The organism is Pseudomonas sp. RIT-562, from assembly GCF_026241895.1.
Lineage (GTDB): Bacteria > Pseudomonadota > Gammaproteobacteria > Pseudomonadales > Pseudomonadaceae > Aquipseudomonas > Aquipseudomonas mandelii_F.
The window spans coordinates 90174-111420 of the sequence record NZ_JAPJIV010000003.1 but is presented as its reverse complement, the minus strand read 5'-3'; the positions used below and the strand labels follow the sequence as shown (position 1 = coordinate 111420).

At 59.5% G+C, this 21247-nt stretch carries 18 protein-coding genes; 1 reads left to right on the top strand and 17 read right to left on the bottom strand.

The genetic code is table 11. From position 1 onward, the window contains the following. Positions 1 to 102 precede the first annotated feature (102 nt). On the top strand, positions 103 to 5253 hold the full coding sequence (locus tag ORL50_RS05415) for an NEL-type E3 ubiquitin ligase domain-containing protein (RefSeq protein WP_266010834.1): 5151 nt from the start codon (positions 103 to 105) through the stop codon (positions 5251 to 5253). Positions 5254 to 5317: 64 nt separating this feature from the next. Here ORL50_RS05415 and ureC read toward each other — a convergent pair whose 3' ends face one another. The 17 genes from ureC to ORL50_RS05330 form a co-directional block, all read right to left on the bottom strand. Further along, entirely contained in the window at positions 5318 to 7018 is a 1701-nt protein-coding gene (gene ureC / locus ORL50_RS05410; RefSeq protein ID WP_266010833.1) for an urease subunit alpha, read from the bottom strand. Between the two features lie 88 nt (positions 7019 to 7106). Next, positions 7107 to 7412, bottom strand: a complete 306-nt coding sequence (locus ORL50_RS05405) for an urease subunit beta (RefSeq protein ID WP_266010831.1) — start codon at positions 7410 to 7412, stop codon at positions 7107 to 7109. Next, positions 7412 to 7945, bottom strand: coding sequence for a GNAT family N-acetyltransferase (locus tag ORL50_RS05400; RefSeq protein WP_266010828.1), 534 nt, complete (start codon positions 7943 to 7945; stop codon positions 7412 to 7414). Before ORL50_RS05400 ends, ORL50_RS05405 begins: the two co-directional genes overlap by 1 nt. 6 nt (positions 7946 to 7951) lie before the next feature. Next, the gene (locus ORL50_RS05395) at positions 7952 to 8485 is read right to left on the bottom strand and encodes a GNAT family N-acetyltransferase (protein ID WP_266010826.1); all 534 of its coding nucleotides are present in this window, start codon (positions 8483 to 8485) and stop codon (positions 7952 to 7954) included. A gap of 9 nt (positions 8486 to 8494) precedes the next feature. Further along, positions 8495 to 8797 carry an urease subunit gamma gene (locus ORL50_RS05390; RefSeq protein WP_045060358.1) on the bottom strand — a complete coding sequence of 101 codons (303 nt, stop codon included), beginning with the start codon at positions 8795 to 8797 and terminating at the stop codon, positions 8495 to 8497. Positions 8798 to 8844: 47 nt separating this feature from the next. Then, complete coding sequence (locus ORL50_RS05385; protein WP_266010824.1) at positions 8845 to 9684, bottom strand: urease accessory protein UreD; 840 nt, start codon at positions 9682 to 9684, stop codon at positions 8845 to 8847. Between the two features lie 30 nt (positions 9685 to 9714). Continuing rightward, entirely contained in the window at positions 9715 to 10413 is a 699-nt protein-coding gene (urtE, locus tag ORL50_RS05380) for an urea ABC transporter ATP-binding subunit UrtE (RefSeq protein WP_266010822.1), read from the bottom strand. Positions 10414 to 10544: 131 nt separating this feature from the next. Continuing rightward, positions 10545 to 11414, bottom strand: a complete 870-nt coding sequence (gene urtD, locus ORL50_RS05375; RefSeq protein WP_266010820.1) for an urea ABC transporter ATP-binding protein UrtD — start codon at positions 11412 to 11414, stop codon at positions 10545 to 10547. Then, positions 11411 to 12490 (bottom strand): urea ABC transporter permease subunit UrtC, encoded by a 1080-nt coding sequence (urtC, locus tag ORL50_RS05370; protein WP_266010818.1) that lies wholly within the window; start codon positions 12488 to 12490, stop codon positions 11411 to 11413. Before urtC ends, urtD begins: the two co-directional genes overlap by 4 nt. Continuing rightward, positions 12490 to 13992, bottom strand: a complete 1503-nt coding sequence (gene urtB / locus ORL50_RS05365) for an urea ABC transporter permease subunit UrtB (RefSeq protein WP_266010816.1) — start codon at positions 13990 to 13992, stop codon at positions 12490 to 12492. Before urtB ends, urtC begins: the two co-directional genes overlap by 1 nt. 128 nt (positions 13993 to 14120) lie before the next feature. Next, positions 14121 to 15386: an urea ABC transporter substrate-binding protein gene (gene urtA / locus ORL50_RS05360; protein ID WP_266010814.1), complete on the bottom strand. Its 1266-nt coding sequence runs from the start codon at positions 15384 to 15386 to the stop codon at positions 14121 to 14123. Between the two features lie 233 nt (positions 15387 to 15619). Continuing rightward, positions 15620 to 16996 carry a PepSY-associated TM helix domain-containing protein gene (locus tag ORL50_RS05355; RefSeq protein WP_266010812.1) on the bottom strand — a complete coding sequence of 459 codons (1377 nt, stop codon included), beginning with the start codon at positions 16994 to 16996 and terminating at the stop codon, positions 15620 to 15622. Positions 16997 to 17133: 137 nt separating this feature from the next. Then, on the bottom strand, positions 17134 to 19251 hold the full coding sequence (locus ORL50_RS05350; RefSeq protein WP_266010809.1) for a TonB-dependent copper receptor: 2118 nt from the start codon (positions 19249 to 19251) through the stop codon (positions 17134 to 17136). 190 nt (positions 19252 to 19441) lie between these two features. Beyond that, on the bottom strand, positions 19442 to 19912 hold the full coding sequence (locus tag ORL50_RS05345; protein ID WP_266010807.1) for a DUF2946 domain-containing protein: 471 nt from the start codon (positions 19910 to 19912) through the stop codon (positions 19442 to 19444). Between the two features lie 20 nt (positions 19913 to 19932). Then, positions 19933 to 20412, bottom strand: a complete 480-nt coding sequence (locus ORL50_RS05340) for a copper chaperone PCu(A)C (RefSeq protein ID WP_266010805.1) — start codon at positions 20410 to 20412, stop codon at positions 19933 to 19935. Between the two features lie 48 nt (positions 20413 to 20460). Further along, entirely contained in the window at positions 20461 to 20859 is a 399-nt protein-coding gene (locus ORL50_RS05335) for a DUF2946 domain-containing protein (RefSeq protein ID WP_266010803.1), read from the bottom strand. Positions 20860 to 20956: 97 nt separating this feature from the next. After that, a complete protein-coding gene (locus tag ORL50_RS05330) occupies positions 20957 to 21247 on the bottom strand; it encodes an addiction module antidote protein (protein ID WP_266010801.1) in 291 nt (96 codons plus the stop codon).

Genomic DNA, 21247 nt, shown 5'->3' with positions numbered 1-21247 from the left:
ATGAGTGTTTTCATGACTATAAAAATCGGCGCTTTCGGTTTTTTATTTGAGATGTCGATGAGTAAGCTGAATAACTTATTCAGTGTCTAAGGCCGTAACAAAATGTCAGAGCATGAGCTTTTACAAATAAGTGAGACTTTTCCTAAGCAATCCTCAGGGCTTCACCATGATTTTTTGCAGGTCAATATTCCCCGCTGGTACAAGGATTCTTCCCTGGCAAGACAAAAAGAACTTGGCTCTCATCAGCTTGATCTTCCGCACTGGTATAGAAAAGCATCTTCAATATTGAGAGCCGCTTCAAAAGAAAGTCATGCAGCTTTTCGTAACTCACTGAGTAGCGTCGAAAAAATCCTCAGTGGCATTCAGGATGTCCTTGAGTTTGCCGAGCCATTGCTGGTCCAGGCGATTCAGGCTGAATTCAAACTTAAGCTGAATGTGAAACAGGTGTTTTTTGCCCGCAAATACCGTTTAGGGACACCGCCGCGAAACGACTACTATCAGTTTCTTGTTATGGAACATGTGACTGACTCTCCACTGAACTATGTCTACCGCGGCATTACTTTGCTGGAGGCCGCGCTGGGTAACTTCGAGCTCGATGAAACAATAAAAAATAGCTGTGGTGATTGTGAAGTGATCACCCGGTGGAGTTCTTACGATTCAGAGGTCATTGCGACGTGGGATGCGGTCAAGGAGCAGGCGGTGCCAATCGCCCCTGAGGCCTTTGCCCAACTCTGTCGCAACCTGGATCTGGGCCGACGCTATCAGGAGCACATCAGTGCCATTCTCACGCCGGATGACCCCGAAAAGCGTGCAGCAGTAAACGCCGCAATAACTCGCAACCAGCAGCACATGCTGGCCGTGTCGGCTCATACCGCCTATATGCAATATCTGACGCCGCAAGCGCCTGAGGTCAGGTCAGGCATCAGCGCCGAAGCGTACCGGATGGTGCTGCAGATAGTGGGTGACAAATCCGGTATTACGTTGGATGGGCAAGCGGTGGGTTATGCCGGACTGAAGATGCTCGATGTGGACCTGAGCGCGATTTTGCTGATCGGGCCTGATCGCCAAAGCAGCGATCGTGTGGAGCGCCTGGTCGTCTATATTCCCGGTGATCCGGTTCAGCCGCTCAAGGAGTACGCCTCCTCGACGGATTTTGAGGTTGATCTGAAGGCGCGTTTACATCAGGCGGCCTATCGTGTTTTTTTTAGTCGTTTTATTCCGCAAGGACAGCAAGGCGAATTTCTCCGCTCATTAGCCAAGCACCTCGACCCGTCTGAGAGCCATTCACACTCCGAGGACTACACGCCTCTGGCGAATCAGCGCAGGGTCCGTCTGTTATTCGGGGAAAAGTCCGTTCAGGGTAATGTCTGGGAGCATCTACGCCAGGATCGTGTCGACAAAATCATCAACGATGCTCGGGCCCTGGCGGTTCCTACCGGTGATGAAGACCAACAGGCACGGCTCAAGAGAATGGAGAGTTACCTCGGGGCGGTGGAGAGTGTGTTCAATCTCGCCGCCTTTGTGGTCCCCGGTCTTGGCGAAATCATGCTGGCGGTTGGCGCCGCGCAAATGATGTCGGAGGTATTCGAAGGAATCGAGGCCAGCGAGGCAGGCGAATACAAGGAGATGTGGGAGCATTTTTCGAGTGTCGCGTTAAATGTGGCTTTTGTTGCAGCCGGTTCTAAAGTCATACCCGCGATCAACGCTCCAGGAATCGTCAATCGGTTGAAACTCGTCGAAATGCCTGGCGGCAAAAGCCTTCTGTGGAAACCCGACCTGCAGCCCTACGAACAAAAAGTCCCGCTTCCAGAAATACCCCCTGATGATCTGGGCTTGCATCATTACGATGAACAGCGCCTGTTAACGCTGGAAGATAAAACCTACGCGGTGAAAAAGGAGCCGGCTACCGGCCAATACCGGATCCAGCACCCAACCCGCCCGGACGCTTATGCCCCCGAGTTGAACCACAACGGTAGCGGGGCCTGGGCTCATGAAGCGGAACAGCCTCGGACGTGGGAGGGCGCGCGTTTGGTCAGGCGTCTGGGGCACTCGGTAAGAGCATTCAGCGATACCGAACTGGAGCAGATTCGCAGGGTGAGTGATGTTTCTGAGGATGTCCTGCGCAGAATGCATGCCGACCGTGAGCCGATGCCGGAAATGTTGGTCGACGTCGTTAAACGCTTTAATGCGTACGCCGATGCCAAGGGATTCTCGCGGCAGATCAGCCGCGGAGCTCTGCCGCGTGATGTTTGTGACTACGCAGCCTCCCTGATGGTTGAACTGCTCGGATGGCCTGGTGATGCCGCCATCGAAGTGGTGGAAACCACTGCGTCCGGTTCGATCTCGGTTTCCCACGGTGCTCCGCACGCGGCGCGTTCAACCATTGTTCATATTAGCCGAAGCGAACTCATGGCGGGCGTCTTGCCCAGGCGCGCTGTCGAATCCCTCAATGAAATACAAATCAAGGGGCTGCTTGGGCAGCATCCTCCACAGACTGCGGATGCGCGCATCGAGGCCTTAAAAAGCAGGCTTGCTGATCGGGCGAATATGGCCAGCAGTCGGATCTTCAAGCGTTTGTACAGTGATCGCAGTGCGGAAGGCGATCGTAACGTTCAACTGATAAAGCGCAACTTTTCCAACCTGCCTTCGAATATGGCCAAGGCAGTGCTGGTTGATGCATCTGCCGCGGAATTAGCCCAAATGAGCAAGGGTCGAGTTCCGTTAAGGTTGGCCGAAGCCGCTCGCCTGCTGCAGCAACAGGTGCGGCTGGCGCGGGCGTATGAAGGGCTGTATCTGAACGACTTGGCCAACCCGGACACCGAAAGGCTTGTGCTGCATACCCTGGAAAAGCTCCCGGGGTGGGATAGCAATATGTGCATTGAAGTCCGTGAAAACTCTTTTTCTGGATTGCTTCGAGCCACAGTCGGTATCCACGATGCTCCCGTACGAAAGGTGTTGGTTCATGTGGGGGATGGGCAATACGAAGCTCGCGACGCGCAGGACAATCACCTGCATGGCAGCGATAACCTTTTTGCCGCCCTGCAGCACGCACTACCGGATGAGACGCGTAAAGCCTTGGGCTTGCCCCATGTCGGGCAGGGAATCGAGTTGGAACTGCGCATCCAGGAACAGGCCCTCGCGCGTGATGAACTGCGCTCGGTCCTGAAGATGCAGCCAGTCAGGAAGCCGTTCTTCAAACCGCAGTCGGTTTTGCCTGACGGTCGACGTGGGTACCCACTTAGCGGTCGCGGCCTGGGTCGATGGTCGAGAACTGTCGAGACCCGGGTCAGCGAGCTGTACCCCGATATGAGCACCGCGCAGATCAATGAATTCGTCGAAACCCTGAAAGCGCAAGAGGGCTCACCGGACCGGCAGTTGCAGCAGCTTGAAAGTGAGTACAGGAAACTTGATCACAGCCTGCAAACCTGGCTGAGGGCACCGAATCCGTGGGCCGGCGAAAGAGATAGCCCGCAGTTCCACAGGGAGTGGGGGGCGCGGATTAAAATCATCAAAGCACTCAAACAGGCCTGGCAAAGAACCGGAGCACGGGATCATGACGCCTATGGCAATTATCGCGGCCAGAGCCTCGACTTGAGTGATACATCGTTGCAGTGGCAGCTGCTGAGCCTGCCGGCATTGGACGCCAATTTTGATCACGTAACCCGGCTGAAACTCAGTCGTTCAGGATTCGGCAATGGGGGGGAGAGCTTTCTCGGACACTTCCGCCAACTGCGCGCCCTCAATTTGGTCGGCAACCAGCTGACTCGCCTCCCGGCGGTACTGGGCGACATGCCCCACCTGCTGGAGCTGCACGTGGGCGATAACCTGATCGTATTGACGGAGCAAGCCGTGAGTACCCTCAAGAGCCTGACTCGGTTGAAGGTTCTGGGGATGGAAAACAATCCACTGACCCTACTGCCCGACGTCAGTCGAATGCCTGACCTGCACATCCTGAATTTATCGAACACGGGTCTCGTCACCTGGCCAATCGGAATCTTTTCCCAGCCCCGGCCTCTGCATTTCGACGTGAGGTTGATGGGTAATCCAATCACGCAAATTCCCCAGGTAGCCCCTGGCTCGTTTCGCGCCGAAATCGTCGCGCGGACCTTGCTCAATCGTGACTCTCCATGGCTCTCAGCCGAAAGCCTGCAGACGCTCAAGACTTACATTGAGTCCGTCGGTCTTGATCCAGACCGACGTTTACCCTCCAGCGCAATCTCGGATAGCAGATTCTGGATTCGCGCCTTGCCGAACGAACAGCGGGCGACACCTGAACAGCGAGAGTTGAAGCGCACGATCTGGAGTGCGGTGGACGATGAGTTCGGCTCTGAAGGATTTTTCAGGGAGATACGCAAGCTTGAGGGGTCGGCAGACGCATCTGAGGCCTTCAGGTCCGACCTGAGTAATAAGGTCTGGCGAATGCTTGAAGCCATGGCCGGCAATACTCACTTACGCGAAAAGCTGTTCACAATGGCCGCCGCTCCCACCACCTGCGTTGATTGCGGGGCCCAGCTGTTTAATGCCATGGGGGTCGAAGTACTGGTGCAGGAAGCTTATGACCTCGTCAGCAAGGATCTGGTGGAGGCTGAACTGGTGACCCTGGCCAAAGGTAAAGCCCGTCTGGATGAGCTGGGCAAAATCGCCCGAGGACGAGTGGCCGAATTGCTACGCCAGGGCCGCAAGTTTCCTGCATATGATGAAGATGGCGATTTGATCATTCAGCGGGATGCGGAGGGCAACAGCGTCAGGTCCATCGATGAGGTTGAAATCCATCTTGCCTACGCAACAAAGCTGGCTGAGCGTCTGGATCTGCCTTGGCAATCACGGGACATGTTTTTTGCCGAGCCTGATGTCACACCGCTCAATATCGAAGATGCCTTCACTCGGGTGTTGGCGTTGGAGGAGGGTGGGCAGCTGCGCGACGCTATCATCGAGCAGGAGTTCTGGTCGTCCTACATTCAAGGGTCGAACCGCAGCGCTTTCAAGAATTTTCGGCGCAGAATCGACGCAGCCCTCGATTTGCAAATTGCCCAAAAAGAGTGGGCAGCTACTACTGACGTGACCCGGCGGGAGCAATTGCGTAACAGGATAACGACCCTGGCCAAAGTGCTGGGCAAACAAGACAGTGAAGTTGCACCTGGCCGGATAATGACTGACCTTGAGTACGGCGCTCTGCTGACGGCCATCAATGTCGAAGAAATAAGCCTGCTCAAGAAACTTACCCAGGAAGCGATGGCTCGGGCAAAACTTTAGCGACCAAGTCTGACAATGATGGCTAGTCGTTGTTTGTCTAGCCTTTGGCAGGGTTTCTCCTGAGTCAGAACAGAAAATAGCGTTGCGCCATCGGCAACACATCCGCTGGTTCACACCACAGCAACACACCGTCGGCCTTTACCTGATAGGTCTGCGGGTCGACATCGATAGTTGGCAGGTAATCGTTGTGGATCAGGTCGGTTTTCTGCACATCGCGGCAGCCTCTGACCACGGCGATTTTCTTCTTCAAACCGAGGGCCTCAGGCAACCCCGCGTCCTGTGCCGCCTGGCTGATAAAGGTCAGGCTGGTGGCATGCAGCGAGCCACCATAACTGGCAAACATCGGTCGGTAGTGCACCGGTTGCGGCGTAGGAATCGAGGCGTTGGCGTCACCCATCAGGCTGGCCGCAATCGCGCCGCCTTTGAGGATCAGCGTCGGCTTGACCCCGAAAAATGCCGGCCGCCAGAGTACCAGGTCGGCCCACTTGCCCACTTCAACTGAGCCCACTTCATGGCTGACGCCATGGGTAATCGCCGGGTTGATAGTGTATTTGGCGATGTAGCGCTTGGCGCGGAAGTTATCGTTGCCGGGGCCATCTCCGGGAAGGGGGCCGCGCTGTTTTTTCATCTTGTCGGCGGTCTGCCAGGTGCGGGTGATCACCTCACCGACGCGTCCCATGGCCTGGCTGTCGGAGCTGATCATCGAGAACGCCCCGAGGTCGTGGAGGATATCTTCGGCGGCAATGGTTTCGCGGCGGATGCGGCTTTCGGCGAAGGCCACGTCTTCGGCAATGCTCGGGTCCAGGTGGTGGCAGACCATCAGCATGTCCAGGTGTTCGTCGATGGTGTTGCGGGTGAACGGCCGGGTCGGGTTGGTCGAGCTCGGGAGCACGTTGGCGAAGCCGCAAGCCTTGATGATGTCTGGCGCATGGCCGCCGCCTGCGCCCTCAGTGTGATAGGTGTGGATGGTGCGTCCCTTGAAGGCGCCGAGGGTGGTCTCGACGAAGCCGGACTCATTGAGCGTGTCGGTATGAATCGCCACCTGCACGTCGTACTGGTCGGCGACGTTGAGGCAATTGTCGATGCTTGCCGGCGTGGTGCCCCAGTCTTCGTGCAGTTTGAGGCCGATGGCGCCGGCCTTGACCTGTTCGATCAACGGCTCCGGCAAGCTGGCGTTGCCCTTGCCGGTGAGACCGATGTTCATCGGGAACGCATCCGCCGCCTGAAGCATCCGAGCCAGGTGCCACGGCCCGGAGGTGCAGGTGGTGGCGTTGGTTCCAGTCGCTGGGCCAGTGCCGCCACCGATCATGGTGGTGACGCCACTCATCAGCGCCTCTTCGATCTGCTGCGGGCAGATGAAGTGGATGTGCGTGTCGATGCCGCCAGCGGTGAGGATCATGCCTTCGCCGGCGATGACTTCGGTGCTGGCGCCGATGGCGATGGTCACGTTCGGTTGCACGTCCGGGTTGCCGGCTTTGCCGATGCCGGCGATGCGACCGTCCTTGAGACCGACGTCGGCTTTGACGATGCCCCAATGGTCGATGATCAGCGCGTTGGTGATCACCGTATCGACGACTTCAGCGGCCAGCAGCTGGCTTTGGCCCTGGCCGTCGCGGATGACTTTTCCGCCGCCGAACTTCACTTCTTCGCCGTAGGTGGTGAAGTCTTTTTCCACTTCGATCCACAGTTCGGTGTCGGCAAGGCGAACCTTGTCACCGACGGTGGGGCCGAACATGTCGGCGTAGGCTTGTTTGGAAATTTTCATGCGCATGCCTTGGGGTTCAATTGTGTTGTAGGTTCACCTGTGGGAGCAAGGCTTGCCCGCGATGGGGCCATTGCAAGCACCGCATTGCTCAAAGGTCACCCATGATCCGCCCGGCAAACCCGAACACCCGCCGATGCCCGGCGAGATCGACCAATTCCACCTCGCGACTCTGCCCCGGTTCGAAGCGCACGGCGGTGCCGGCTGGAATGTTCAGGCGCATGCCACGGCTGGCCGCGCGGTCGAAGGTGAGCGCGTCGTTGGTTTCAAAAAAATGGTAGTGCGAGCCGACCTGAATCGGTCGGTCGCCACTGTTGGCCACCTTCAGGCTGATCGTGCGGCGGCCTGCGTTGAGTTCGATGTCGCCGGGCTGGATCTGGTATTCACCGGGAATCATCAATGGGCTCCTTGAAGAATCTTGTAGTAGAGAGCGGTCGGCTTGTAGCGGCCGCTCGGATCGCAGGCGTAGTCGGGGATTTCACCGGCACGGGTGTAGCCCAGAGTCTTGTAGAAGTCTTCAGCGGGGGAGCCCGCCTCGGTATCGAGAAACAGCATGCCGCGCTTGTGCTGCAGCGCGGCGGTTTCCAGGGCCGTCATCAATTGCTGGCCCAGGCCACGGCGCCTCGCGTGCTCGCGCACCAACAGTTTCTGCACTTCGGCACGGTTCAGGCCATTGGCTTTCTGGCACAGCATCAGCTGTACGCTGGCTTGCACCTGTTCGTCTTTGACCACCACCCAAAGCAGTAGATTGCCCTTGTTCAGGTTCTCCTGGACTTCATCGAAATAAGCGCGAGCCTGCACGGCATCGAGGTCGGCCATGAATCCGACACTGGCGCCATAACCCACTGCGTCGAGCAGCAGGTCGATGAGGCCCTGGCGATAATGCGCGAAGCTTTCAACATTGACGCGGCGCAATTGGGCGGCGTTCATCGGGCGTTACTCCTTGCTGGCGATCGGCGGTTGCGCGCCAGGATTGAGCGTCAGTTGCATGAAGGTCAGGTCCAGCCACCGGCCGAACTTGGTGCCCACCTGGGGCATCTGGCCAGTGGTGATAAAACCGGCGCGCTCATGCAGGCGAATGGAGGCGGCGTTACCGCTTTCGATGGCGGCCACCATGATGTGCTTGTCACAGCCTTTGGCCCGTTCGATCAGCACGTTCATCAGTCGCGGGCCGAGGCCGTTGCCGCGCTGGTCGCTGCGCACATACACCGAGTGTTCCACCGTGTGCCGGAAACCGTCGAACGGCCGCCAGTCACCGAATGAAGCGTAGCCCAGTACGGTGTTATCGCCGTCGACGATGACCAGGATCGGATAACCCTGTGATTGCCGGGCACTGAACCAGGCCTGGCGGTTACCCAGGTCGACCGCCTGTTCGTTCCAGATGGCCGTGGTGTTCAGTACGGCATCGTTGTAGATGTCGCGGATCGCTGGCAGGTCGGCGTGAATGGCATCGCGGATGTGGTAGGTCATGACACGTCCTCAGGCGATGGGTTGGTGAACGGTGACCAGTTTGGTGCCGTCGGGAAACGTCGCTTCAACCTGGATCTCCGGGATCATTTCCGGGATGCCTTCCATCACCTGTTCGCGACTGAGCAGGGTAGTGCCGAAATGCATGAGCTGGGCCACGGTCTGACCGTCGCGGGCACCTTCGAGCAGCGCTGCGGAGATGTAAGCCATGGCTTCCGGGTAATTGAGTTTCACGCCGCGCGCCAACCGCCGTTCGGCAACGAGGCCGGCGGTGAAGATCAGCAGCTTGTCTTTTTCGCGTGGGGTCAGGTCCATCGTTGGGAATCCATCTGGGCAGAATAAAAAATGCAGGGCATCGGTGATCAGGTGTTCCATATTCTGGGTGGGGCTGCTTCTCGGCCTAACAACACCGGCCTGAGCAATCGCCATAAATCAATCATCCAGCCGCGGGCCAGCAGGGCCTCGCCGGCCAGGCACCGCGCCACCAACAGCCCCGGCAACTGGGTCAGATCCCCGCGCACGTCATTGGGCAGTGAGCGGCAGGCTTGCAGCAAATCACTGTCGATCTCCCCGGTTACCAGCAACGTCGCAAACACCGGTTGGCCATCCAGCCCGATCGGTGAGTCGAGCAAGCCATCGTTCCCGACAATGCGCTGGCGTTCGTGCCAGAGCAACTGGCCGTCGCGGCGGATGTCGAGCTGTGCCTGGAAATGCCCGAGGTCGAAGCGTTCGCCACTGGCCGGGCGACCGAGTGCTACCACGTCCCAGTAGAACAGCCGGGCATCGCCTTCAAGGTTGATAGAGGTGCTGAGTTCGGCCTGGGCCGCGCTGAAAATGATCGTCTCCTGGGGCAACCATTCCAGTGTCGCACCAGCCGCTACGTTCAAGTCCAGCTGCTGATAAGCGGGTCCGGTGGCGCGATACCACTTGGCGGCGCCGGGGCTGGTGATTTGCGCCCAGGCATCGCGGCCGACGCTGGCGTTGATGTCCAGCCGATCACCCCCGGCAATCCCGCCCGGTGGGTGGACGATGATGTGCTGGCATACCTCGGGTCCTTCGGCGTACAGGTGTTTTTGCACACGCAACGGGCCTTGATGCCGGCGCAGAACCGGGCGCGTGCTATCGCCGAAGCGGGCGTAGCCCAGCTCCAGCTCGGCGTGCCAGCTCGGGGTAAACAGGACAGTGGGAACAGGTAAATTCATATCGTCTTATTATCGTTAGGACGCTACAGACTAGATCGTAACCAGTCCGCGCACACCTTCGGCTTCCATATTTTCACCGCGACCCTGTTGCACGATCTCGCCCCGGGACATCACCAGGTACTGATCGGCCAGTTCGGCGGCGAAATCGTAAAACTGTTCCACCAGCAAAATCGCCATGTCGCCGCGAGCGGCAAGCTTCTTGATCACCGCGCCGATTTCCTTGATCACTGACGGCTGAATGCCTTCGGTGGGTTCGTCGAGGATCAGCAGGCGCGGACGGCTGGCCAAGGCTCTACCAATCGCCAGTTGCTGCTGTTGGCCACCGGACAAATCACCGCCACGGCGTTGCTTCATTTGCAGCAATACCGGAAACAGCTCGTAAATGAACGCCGGGACTTCCTTCGCCTCACTGCCAGGAAACCGCGACAGGCCCATCAGCAGGTTTTCTTCCACGGTCAGTCGACCGAAGATCTCACGGCCCTGGGGAACGTAGGCGATCCCCGCGTGCACCCGCTGGTGCGGCTTGAACAGGGTGATCGGCTTGCCCTCCCAATTGACTGCGCCTTCCTTGGCCGGCAGCAGTCCCATCAGGCATTTGAGCAAGGTGGTCTTGCCCACCCCGTTGCGCCCGAGCAGGCAGGTGACTTCGCCGACTTTCACCTCGAATGTCAGGCCGCGCAGGATGTGGCTACCGCCGTAGTACTGGTGCAGCTTGTCGACTTGCAGCATGTTCAAAGTTCTCCTCAATCCCCTGTGGGAGCGGGCTTGCTCGCGAATGCGGTGTATCTGTCGCAAAGATGTTGGATGTGCCGCCGTCTTCGCGAGCAAGCCCGCTCCCACAGGGGGATGTATTTACAGGTTCAGCGTCCGAGATAAACCTCGATCACCCGCTCGTTTTCCTGCACCTGCTCCAGCGAACCTTCGGCCAGCACACTGCCCTGGTGCAGCACCGTGACGTGGTCGGCGATCGAGCCGACAAAGCCCATGTCATGCTCAACCACCATCAGTGAATGCTTGCCGGCCAAGCGCTTGAACAGCTCGGCGGTGAATTCGGTTTCTGCATCGGTCATGCCAGCCACCGGCTCGTCGAGCAGCAGCAGTTGCGGGTCCTGCATCAGCAACATGCCGATTTCCAGGAACTGCTTCTGCCCATGGGACAGTAGCCCCGCCGGACGATTGACCGAACTGGTCAGGCGAATGGTGTCCAGCACTTCGCTGATGCGATCTCGCTGTTCGCCACTCAAACGAGCTCGCAAACTGGCCCATACCGACTTGTCGGTTTTCTGCGCCAGCTCAAGGTTTTCAAAGACGCTCAACGCCTCGAACACCGTCGGTTTCTGGAACTTGCGCCCGATGCCCGCCTGGGCAATCTGCACTTCGCTCATCTGCGTCAGGTCGAGGGTTTCACCGAACCACGCCTTGCCATGGCTGGGGCGGGTCTTGCCGGTAATCACGTCCATCAAGGTGGTTTTGCCTGCACCGTTGGGGCCGATGATGCAGCGCAATTCGCCGACGCCGATGTACAGGTTCAAGTTGTTCAACGCCCGGAAGCCATCGAAGCTGACGCTGATGTCCTCCAGGGTCAGGATGGTGCCGTGGCGGGTGTCGAGGCCAGGCGTTACGCGCTGGCCGAGGCCGATGGCGTCCCGGCTGCTGCCGGCATCCTTGTTGGGTTCGGGTGGGAAGAACGCAGGTTCGAGCATGAATTGCGCCGTCGGTGTGATTCTCATTGTTCACCCCTTTTCTTCAGCAAGCCGATCACGCCCTTGGGCAGGTACAGGGTCACGACGATGAACAGTGCGCCGAGGAAGAACAGCCAGTACTCCGGGAAGGCCACAGTGAACCAACTCTTCATGCCGTTGACCACGCCGGCGCCCAACAGCGGCCCGATCAGCGTGCCGCGGCCGCCCAGCGCTACCCAGACTGCGGCTTCGATGGAGTTGGTCGGCGACATTTCACTCGGGTTGATGATCCCCACTTGCGGAACATAAAGTGCACCGGCCAGGCCGCACAGCACCGCACTCAACACCCAGACAAACAGCTTGAAGCCCCGGGGATCGTAACCGCAGAACATCAGGCGATTTTCCGCGTCGCGCAGCGCGGTCAGCACTCGGCCGAATTTGCTTTGCGCCAGGCGCCAGCCGATGAACAGGCTCGTCACCAGCAACAGCACTGTGGCGCTAAACAGCACCGCGCGGGTGCCGGGTTCGGTGATGCCAAAGCCCAGGATGGTGCGGAAGTTGGTGAAGCCGTTATTGCCACCGAACCCGGTTTCATTGCGGAAAAACAGGAGCATGCCGGCGAACGTCAGCGCCTGGGTCATGATCGAGAAGTACACACCCTTGATGCGTGAGCGGAAGGCGAAGAAGCCGAACACCAGGGCGAGCAATCCAGGCGCCAGCACCACCAGGCACATGGCCCACAGAAAGCTGCTGGTGCCGGTCCAGTACCACGGCAACTCGGTCCATGACAGGAACGTCATGAATGCCGGCAAGCCGTCGCCCGACGCCTGGCGCATCAGGTACATGCCCATCGCGTAGCCACCGAGGGCGAAGAACAGGCCGTGGCCCAGCGAGAGCAGGCCGGCGTAGCCCCAGACCAGATCGAGTGCCAGGGCGACTATGGCGTAGCAGAGAATCTTGCCCACCAGCGTCAGGGTGTAGGCGGAGATGTGCAATGCGTTGTCTGGTGCCAGCAACGACAGCAACGGCAACGCCAGCAGCACTGCAAGTATCACCACACCGATGGCGATCGTGGCCTTCGGGCCGGCTTTTTGTGTCGCGGTAACGAGCAGGGGCTGGTTCATCAGTCGATCACCCGTCCTTTCAGTGCGAAGAGGCCTTGCGGACGTTTCTGGATGAACAGAATGATCAGCGCGAGGATCAGGATCTTGCCGAGTACCGCACCGATTTGCGGTTCGAGAATCTTGTTGGCGATACCCAGGCCAAATGCGGCAAACACGCTCCCGGCCAGTTGACCCACGCCGCCGAGCACCACCACCAGGAACGAGTCGATGATGTAGCTTTGGCCCAGGTCGGGGCCGACGTTGCCAATCTGGCTCAGCGCCACGCCGCCGAGCCCGGCGATACCGGAACCGAGCCCGAAGGCGAGCATGTCGACGCGCCCGGTCGGCACTCCGCAGCAGGCGGCCATATTGCGATTTTGCGTGACCGCCCGCACGTTCAACCCCAGGCGCGTTTTGTTCAGCAGCAGCCAGGTCAGCACTACTACGAACAGCGCGAACGCGATGATGACGATGCGGTTGTACGGCAGCACCAGGTTGGGCAGCACTTGAATGCCACCAGACAACCAGGCCGGGTTGGCCACCTCGACGTTCTGGGCGCCGAACACCAGGCGCACCAGTTGGATCAGCATCAGGCTGATGCCCCAGGTGGCGAGCAGGGTTTCCAGTGGGCGACCGTAGAGGTGACGAATCACCGTGCGTTCCAGTGCCATGCCGATTGCCGCGGTGACAAAAAACGCCACCGGCAGGGCAATCAGCGGGTAGAACTCGATAGCTTGCGGGGCGTAGCGCTGGAACATCAGCTGCACCATATAGGTCGAGTACGCGCCGAGCATCAGCATCTCGCCGTGGGCCATGTTGATCACGCCCAGCAGGCCGAAAGTAATCGCCAGGCCGAGGGCGGCGAGCAGCAGAATCGAGCCCCGGGACATGCCGCTGAAAGCCTGGCCGAGCACTTCGCCGACCAGCAGCTTGCGTTTGACTTGAGCCAGGCTGGTTTCGGCGGCGGTGCGCACCCCGGCATCGGCTTCGACTCCCGGCTCCAGCAGGCTTTCAAGGCGGGTGCGGGCTAGCGGGTCGCCGGTTTCACCGAGCAGGCGCACAGCGGCGAGACGTACGGCGGGGTCTGTATCGACCAGCTGCAAATTGGCCAGTGCGAGGCTCAGGGCAGCGTGAACGCTTTCGTCTTGCTCGGCGGCCAGTTGCTGATCGAGGAATTTCAGTTGCGCCGGTTTGGCGCTTTTCTGCAATTGTTGGGCGGCGGCCAGACGCAGTTTGGCATCGGCGGCGAGCAGTTGATGGCTGGCCAGCGCGGTGTCGATCAGACCCCGCAGGCGGTTATTCAGGCGCAGGGTTTTCGGCTGGCCGTCGACCGTCAGTTCACCTTGTTGCAAGGCGTTGATCAGCTCGACTCGGGCCGGGTCGGGCTGCGCGGCCCAGGATTCGAGCAGCTTGGCTTGCTGCACGGGATTGGCGGCGACGAAGTCTTCGGCGTCGCCGGCGAAAGTGGTCATCGGCAGTAACAGTGCGATGGCAAAAATGAAGCGGTAAAGGGCGCTGGGCATATCAAATGTCCTGGTCATACGCGGACCCTGTAGGAGCTGGCTTGCCAGCGATGGCGGTCTGTCAGGCAGACTGCGTTATGCGGATCGCCGGCAAGCCGGCTCCTACAGGGGAATTGCGCTTCGCTGGCTTAGTTGCTCTTCACCGCATAATCCGGCTTCTTGTCGTTACCCGAAATGAACGGGCTCCACGGTTGGGCGCGGATCGGACCTTCGGTCTGCCACACGACGTTGAACTGACCGTCTGCCTGGATTTCGCCAATCATCACTGGCTTGTGCAGGTGGTGATTGGTCTTGTCCATGGTCAGGGTGTAACCGGACGGCGCGGCGAAAGTCTGGCCAGCCAGCGCTTCGCGAACCTTGTCGACGTCGGTGGACTTGGCTTTTTCGACGGCCTGGGCCCACATGTGGATGCCGACGTAGGTGGCTTCCATCGGGTCATTGGTCACCGCTTTGTCGGCGCCCGGCAGGTTGTGTTTCTTCGCGTAGGCTTTCCAGTCGGCGACGAATTTCTTGTTCGCCGGGTTCTCCACAGACTCGAAGTAGTTCCAGGCCGCGAGGTTGCCCACCAGCGGTTTGGTGTCAATGCCGCGCAATTCTTCTTCGCCCACCGAGAACGCAACCACAGGCACGTCGGTGGCTTTCAAACCCTGGTTAGCCAGCTCTTTGTAGAACGGTACGTTGGAGTCGCCGTTGACGGTGGAGATAACGGCTGTCTTGCCACCCGCGGAGAACTTTTTGATGTTGGCGACGATGGTTTGATAATCGCTGTGGCCGAACGGGGTGTAGACCTCTTCGATGTCCTTGTCCGCCACGCCTTTGGAGTGCAGGAACGAGCGCAGGATCTTGTTGGTGGTGCGCGGGTAGACGTAGTCGGTGCCCAGCAGGAAGTAACGCTTGGCGCTGCCACCTTCTTCGCTCATCAGGTATTCCACTGCCGGGATCGCCTGCTGGTTCGGCGCGGCGCCGGTGTAGAACACGTTCGGCGACATCTCCTCGCCTTCGTACTGCACCGGATAGAACAGCAGGCCGTTGAGTTCTTCGAAAACCGGCAACACCGATTTACGCGACACCGAAGTCCAGCAACCGAAAACCACGGCGACCTTGTCCTGAGTCAGCAATTGGCGGCCCTTCTCGGCGAACAGCGGCCAGTTCGACGCAGGGTCGACCACCACCGGTTCGAGCATCTTGCCGTTCACGCCGCCCTTGGCGTTGATTTCGTCGATGGTCATCAAGGCCATGTCTTTCAAGGACGTCTCGGAGATCGCCATGGTGCCGGACAACGAATGCAGAATACCGACCTTGATGGTCTCGGCGGCCTGGACGGTCCAGGTCATGCCCATCGCGGCAATGCTTGCCGTGAGTGTGAAAGCCTTGATCAAGCTGCGACGCTTCATTGTGCGATCTCCATGAACTCGTGATTTTTTTTGGTTGGCAGATGCGGACTACTGAAGGGTCTTTAGCAAGGGCTGTGCCTGGTCGGCATAAGGCAGGAAAATGTCGGTTTAGAGCGGTTGCGCGTTGAGGTGGCGCACCAGGAAGGGTCGAGGTCAGGGCGTTGGTGCACCGAGGCGCGCCACAACAGGGCAGGACTGTAGGAGCGAGTTCGCTCCTACAGGGGCAGCAAGATTCAGGAAGTGGAGGCCGATTCAGTCTGTCTGCTGAATCGCGAAAACAGCAGTCGGTCGAGCAACCAGACCACTACCAACGATGCCCCCACCAAGGGAAATGCCACCGCCAGCGCGAACATGATGACCATTGCGGTTTTCCATTTCGGCAGGTCGTGGCGCAGCGGCGGCACGCCGAACTTGCCCTGGGGGCGACGCTTCCACCAGATGACCACGCCGCTGACCGCGCTCAGCAGAATCATCAGGCAGATCAGCAGCACGACGATCTGATTGATCACCCCGAACATTTTACCCTCATGCAACATCACGCCGACTTCCGTGGCCCTGGCCACATTGCCGTAGTGTTCCCAGCGCACATCGGCGAGCACCTTGCCGGTGTATTGATCGACATGCAGGGTCGCATCGTTGCGCGGGTCGTCGGCGAACACGGCGATGGTGAACACGCCGGTGTCGGTGGTTGGCAGGGTAATGCTGTAACCAGGCTCGACCTTGCGTTGTTCGGCGACATTCTGCACGTCTTGCAAGCTGATGATCGGTGCTGCAGGGCCGGCAGCCTTTTCACCATGATTCATGTGCTCGGCGTGATCGCCGGACATCGGCATCGGTGTGTTCTCCATTGCCCATGGCACAGTCTGGCGAGTGGCGGTGTTGAGGCTGCGAGCCTCGACGTCGGACTTGGGCATGTCATTCCACATCGCGTCCGGAAAGACGTTCCACACTCCCGCGTATTGTTTGCCCCAGAAGCCGGTCCAGGTCATGCCGCTGAGCAACATCACCAGCAGAAAAGTCGCGCCCCAGAACCCGGTGACGGCGTGCAAGTCACGCCACAACACTCGACCGCGACTGCTCAGGCGTGGCCACAGGATGCCTGCGGCCTGACCCCGTGGCCACCAGAGGAAGACGCCAGACACCACCAGCACAATCCCCCACCCTGCGGCCAGTTCCACCAGGCGATCACCCAGGGTACCGATCATCAGCTCACCATGAATCGCCCTGGCCACGGCTTGCAGATTCATCTTGGCGTCTTGCTCGCCAAGAATGTCGCCGTGATAAGGATCGACGAAGATGTTCAGCTCCTGGTCGGCCTGGGTGACCACAAACTGTGCGCTACGTTCGGCGTTGACAGGTGGCAGGTACTGCGTGACCTGGCCTTGGGGATAGGCAGTTTTCACGCGCTTGAGCAACTCGTCGGCTGGCAGGCTGTGATGGCCGGCCGGGACATTCAGCAGGCTGCCGTACATCAATGGGTCAAGCTGTGGCTTGAACAGGTAGATGACCCCGGTCAGCGCCAGCATGACCATGAATGGGGCGACGAACAGGCCGGCGTAAAAATGCCAGCGCCAGGCCAGGTTGTAGAAATTCACTTTGGGCTGTTTCATGGTTTGTGCTCCGCTTGGCGAATCGATTGTCTTTGAAAAGATCGCAGCCTCGTTTCACTCGACAGCTCCTACAACGCTCCTACGGGGTGCACGCCCTGTAGGAGCTGGCGTAGCCTGCGATCTTTTGACTTTTCTTGTTAGAAACTCATATCAATCTTGGTCCAGAGCGTGCGCCCTGGCTCCTTGATGGCCTGCGGGTCATTGGCCGGGTAGCCAAAGCCTGCGTTGCCAGCCAGGTTCAAGTGTTCGGCGTAAGCCTTGCCGAACAGGTTGTCCACGCCTGAACTGACCTTCCAGTGCTTGTTTATCCGATAGGCGCCATTGAGCGAGAACACGCCAAAACCGGAGGTCTTGTCGAAGTCCTTGCCAACCACGTTGCCCTTGTTCCGGTCGATACGGTCTTGCGCAGCAACCACCCGCCACAGTGCTCCGGCGCTCCAGTTGTCTTCGCTGTAGGTCAGGCCGAACCGTGCATCGAGCGGCGGCATTTGCGGCAGTGCGTTGCCGTCGCTGCTGTTCTTGCCCCAGGCGTACGCGAGGGTCGCGTCAGCTTTCCATTGGTCCGTGAGCTTGTAGGCCGCGCCGAGTTCGCCGCCCATGATTCGCGCGTCGATGTTTTCTGCCTGGGAAGTCATGCCCATCATCCCAGGCGTGTAATTGAACAGGATGTAGTCACGTACCTGGCCGACGTAACCCGACGCCCAGGCTTCCAGTTCGGCGGTCTTGTACTGCAGGCCGAAATCGAGCTGGGTGGTTTTCTCCGGCTTGATCGAATCGAAGGCGTTGACCGATCCTGCCGGTCCGGAGTTGGGCGAAAACAGCTCCCAGTAATCCGGGAAGCGCTGGGTGTGACCAAGACCGGCATAGAGGGTGGTCGGGCTGTCGACCAAGTCATGCTCGTAGCGGATGAACCCGCTGGGCAGGGTATCGGCGCGAGTATCGTCGGCGGTCGGATTGGGCCGGGTCATCATCCCGGAACCGGTGGTCTGGCGAAAATCCTTGGCCGAAGCGCGGTCCAGGCGGGCACCGCTGACAAGCCGGTCACTGTCCGTGGCGAACCAGGTCAATTCGCTGAACACTCCGTAGTTGTGGAAGTCGGCGTCCTTGGTGAACGGTACGTCCTTGTAGGTATCGATGCCCATGCCGCTGCGCTGGCGGTGTTCATTGGTCTGCGCGTCAAAGCCGTTGATCAATTGCACGTCGGCCCAGCGCCAGGTGCCCTTGATACGCGCACCGAGGGTCCGGCGATCGACATTCGAGGCCATGGGGCCGGCCATCATCCCGGTGCCGGAGGGTGTGCGCAGAGTGTAGTTATCCATCACGTGGTCGGCGTAGTTGTAGTAGATCTGTGCCTCGACCTTGTCCAATACCTCGCCGATGTTCGACTTCTCAAAGCGCAGGCCCAGGCTTTCGCGCTTGAACTGCGAACCGTCCATGCCGCGCCCGGCGTAACGCGCTTCACCGTCACCCTTGCCGGCGGTCAACTCCAGCAGGGTGTCGGCATCCGGCGTCCAGCCCACGGCCACGTCGCCATTCCACTTGTCGTAGCGCGACGGCACGGTATCGTTGTTGCCATCCTGGTAATCGTCGGAATGGGCAGTGTTGCCGATCACCCTTACGTAACCCAGGGGCCCGCCTGCAGCCGCATCCACCACCTTGTCGAAACGACCGTTGGAGCCGCCCAGCAGGCTGGCATTCACCCGGGTGCCAAGCTCGCCGAAGTTTTCCGGCTCGCGGTCGAAGAGGATGGTCCCGGCCGATGCGCCGGGGCCCCACAACACGGTTTGCGGACCCTTGATGACAGTGAGCTTGTCGTAGGTTTCCGGCGAGATGTAGGAAGTTGGCGCGTCCATGCGGCCGGGGCAGGCACCGAGCATCATGCCGCCATTGGTGAGAATGTTCAGGCGTGAACCGAACATGCCACGCAGTACCGGATCACCGTTGGTGCCACCGTTGCGCACCAGGGCGAAGCCGGGGATGGTCTTCAGATAGTCACCGCCATCGCTGGCGGGTACCGGTTGGCGCGGGTCCTTGGGGTTGGTAACGATAGTCAGTGGTGAGCTCGGGGCAATCGCGGTGATGACCGTGGGGCTCAGTTCTTCACTGTGCCCGGCGTGTTCATCGGCCAGCGCCAGGGGCGTGAGCAACGCGCCGCAAAGGATCGCGGTCGCGTGTGTTAACCGAACGCTGGTTGGGTTCAGGGCGAAAGAAACCTGGGCGGCGCTCAGGCGTGTGTCAGCAGAAAACCTGGACATGAAAATTTCCGTCAAACAGTCGTAAACGACACGGCCGGCAGCAACGCATCGCATCTACTGTGGGAGCGGGCTTGCTCGCGAAGAAGGCGTGCCAGCCGCATCAATGTCGTCTGGCGCAAAGCTTTCGCGAGCAAGCCCGCTCCCACAGATTGCTTTGCTGTTCTATAGCCGTGTGGGATTGGGCAGGTGTTTACGAGACGGCTGGCGGAGCGCGGGTGCGGGCGCCGGGGAAAAAGCTCGGCCGGGAATGGCCAAGGCGTGTGGCGGGGGTGGAGAAGGTGCTTGTTTTGGGGATGTCGAATGCAGCGAAGGATTGACCACCCGTCAGTGCCGGGCAATTGAACAACAGGCTGCAGTAGCCGCATCGTTCCCAAAGCGCATGGTTATCGGTTTTCGGCGGGCAATGCTCGTCGTCGACCTGCGCGCCATGCTCGGCGTGCTGCATCGTCGACTTGTCCAGGCTCATGTCCATCGGCATGTCCATCGGCATGTTCATGGACATGCTCATGGACATCGAGGCGCGCTGATCCATCGGCATCGACTGGGAAATCAGCGGGCCGATAAAGATCATCAACATGGCGAACAGGCTGACCCAGCTGCCGCGAGTCAGGCGCAATGGCTGACGGCGGGTGGCGGGTGACCTGGCGCTAAGCGGGCGCATGGGCGTGCGAGCTCGGTCGTTTACTGGGCGTGGGCGTGCATTGGCGCGCCATCCGGTGCCTGCTTCTGCACCGTGACCTGGACCGTTACTTCACCGGATTTTTCGAAGTGCATGGTCAGCGGAAACTGCTGGCCATCACTCAACAGTGCGCGGTCTTTCAGCTCCAGCAGCATGACGTGATAGGCCATGGGGGCGAAGGTGACTGCTCCGCCGGCCGGGATTGCCACGCTCTGGACCTGCTGCATTTTCATCAGGTCACCCTGCTGGATATGCTCGTGCAACTGGGCAATGCCGGCGATTGGCGAGTCGACGCTGACCAGGCGATCAGCAGTGTCGCCTTTGTTGGTCACCACGAAATACGCCGCCACAGTCGGCGCGTTGGGCGGTAACTCCTGGGACCAGGGGTGGGCAATGTCGAGCTGCCCAGCCTTGTATTCGTGGGCATGGGCGAAGCAGGCAGGCAACAGCAACGCGGCCAGGACGATGAGTTTGTTCAACATGGCGGTTCTCCGGAACGATTCGAGACGCAGGTTAATTGCGAGAAAGAATCACACCAGAGGAGAGGCCCGGGGGTTCAAGGCAGGCCATTGCTGGCGAGGTGTCGGCAGTTCAAGAGAGCCAACGGGCAGGCTCTGATTGGCCTGGTAATGCGCGAAATACAGCTGCGGCACATGCCCGGGCAAGGCCACCAATGGCGCGGAACCGGAGCAGCACCAGCAATGCTGCATGTTGGAATGCTCGTCACCCTGCGGGGCTTTCTGGTCGACGGCACCCAGGGAAATCGCCACCATCTTGGTGCCGCTGGAAGTGCAGAAGCTACCCCACAACACCTGTTCGGCCGGCGATTTTGCCGATTGCGCCAGTGCACCGGACATCGGCATGGCGAGCATGTTGAACAGCACTGCAAAGCAGGCGATCCAGGCAATTGCGAGCCGTTGTCGGGACATGGGACAAATCCGGTGGGTGGGCGATCAGGCGCGGCTATTTAGCCTGATCAGGGCCGATAAGTAAAAAGCCCGGCTGCGGTGTGGTGTCGCAGCGCAGTCAGAGCGCCGTGGCATGCAGGCGCAGGCCCAAGGCTTTCATAACCTTCATGATAGTCGCGAATTCCGGATTGCCAGTGCTGCTCAATGCCTTGTACAAACTTTCACGACCAAGGCCTGTTTCCCGAGCGACCTGTGTCATTCCTTGTGCCCTCGCTATGTCGTTGAGAGCAGCTCGTATCAGAACACCGTCCCCTGCGTCTTCATCAAAGCACGCATCCAGATAAGCAGCCATTTCTTCAGGCGTGTTTAGAAACTCGGCGGCGTCGAAACGGGTAAATTGTTCGGCCAT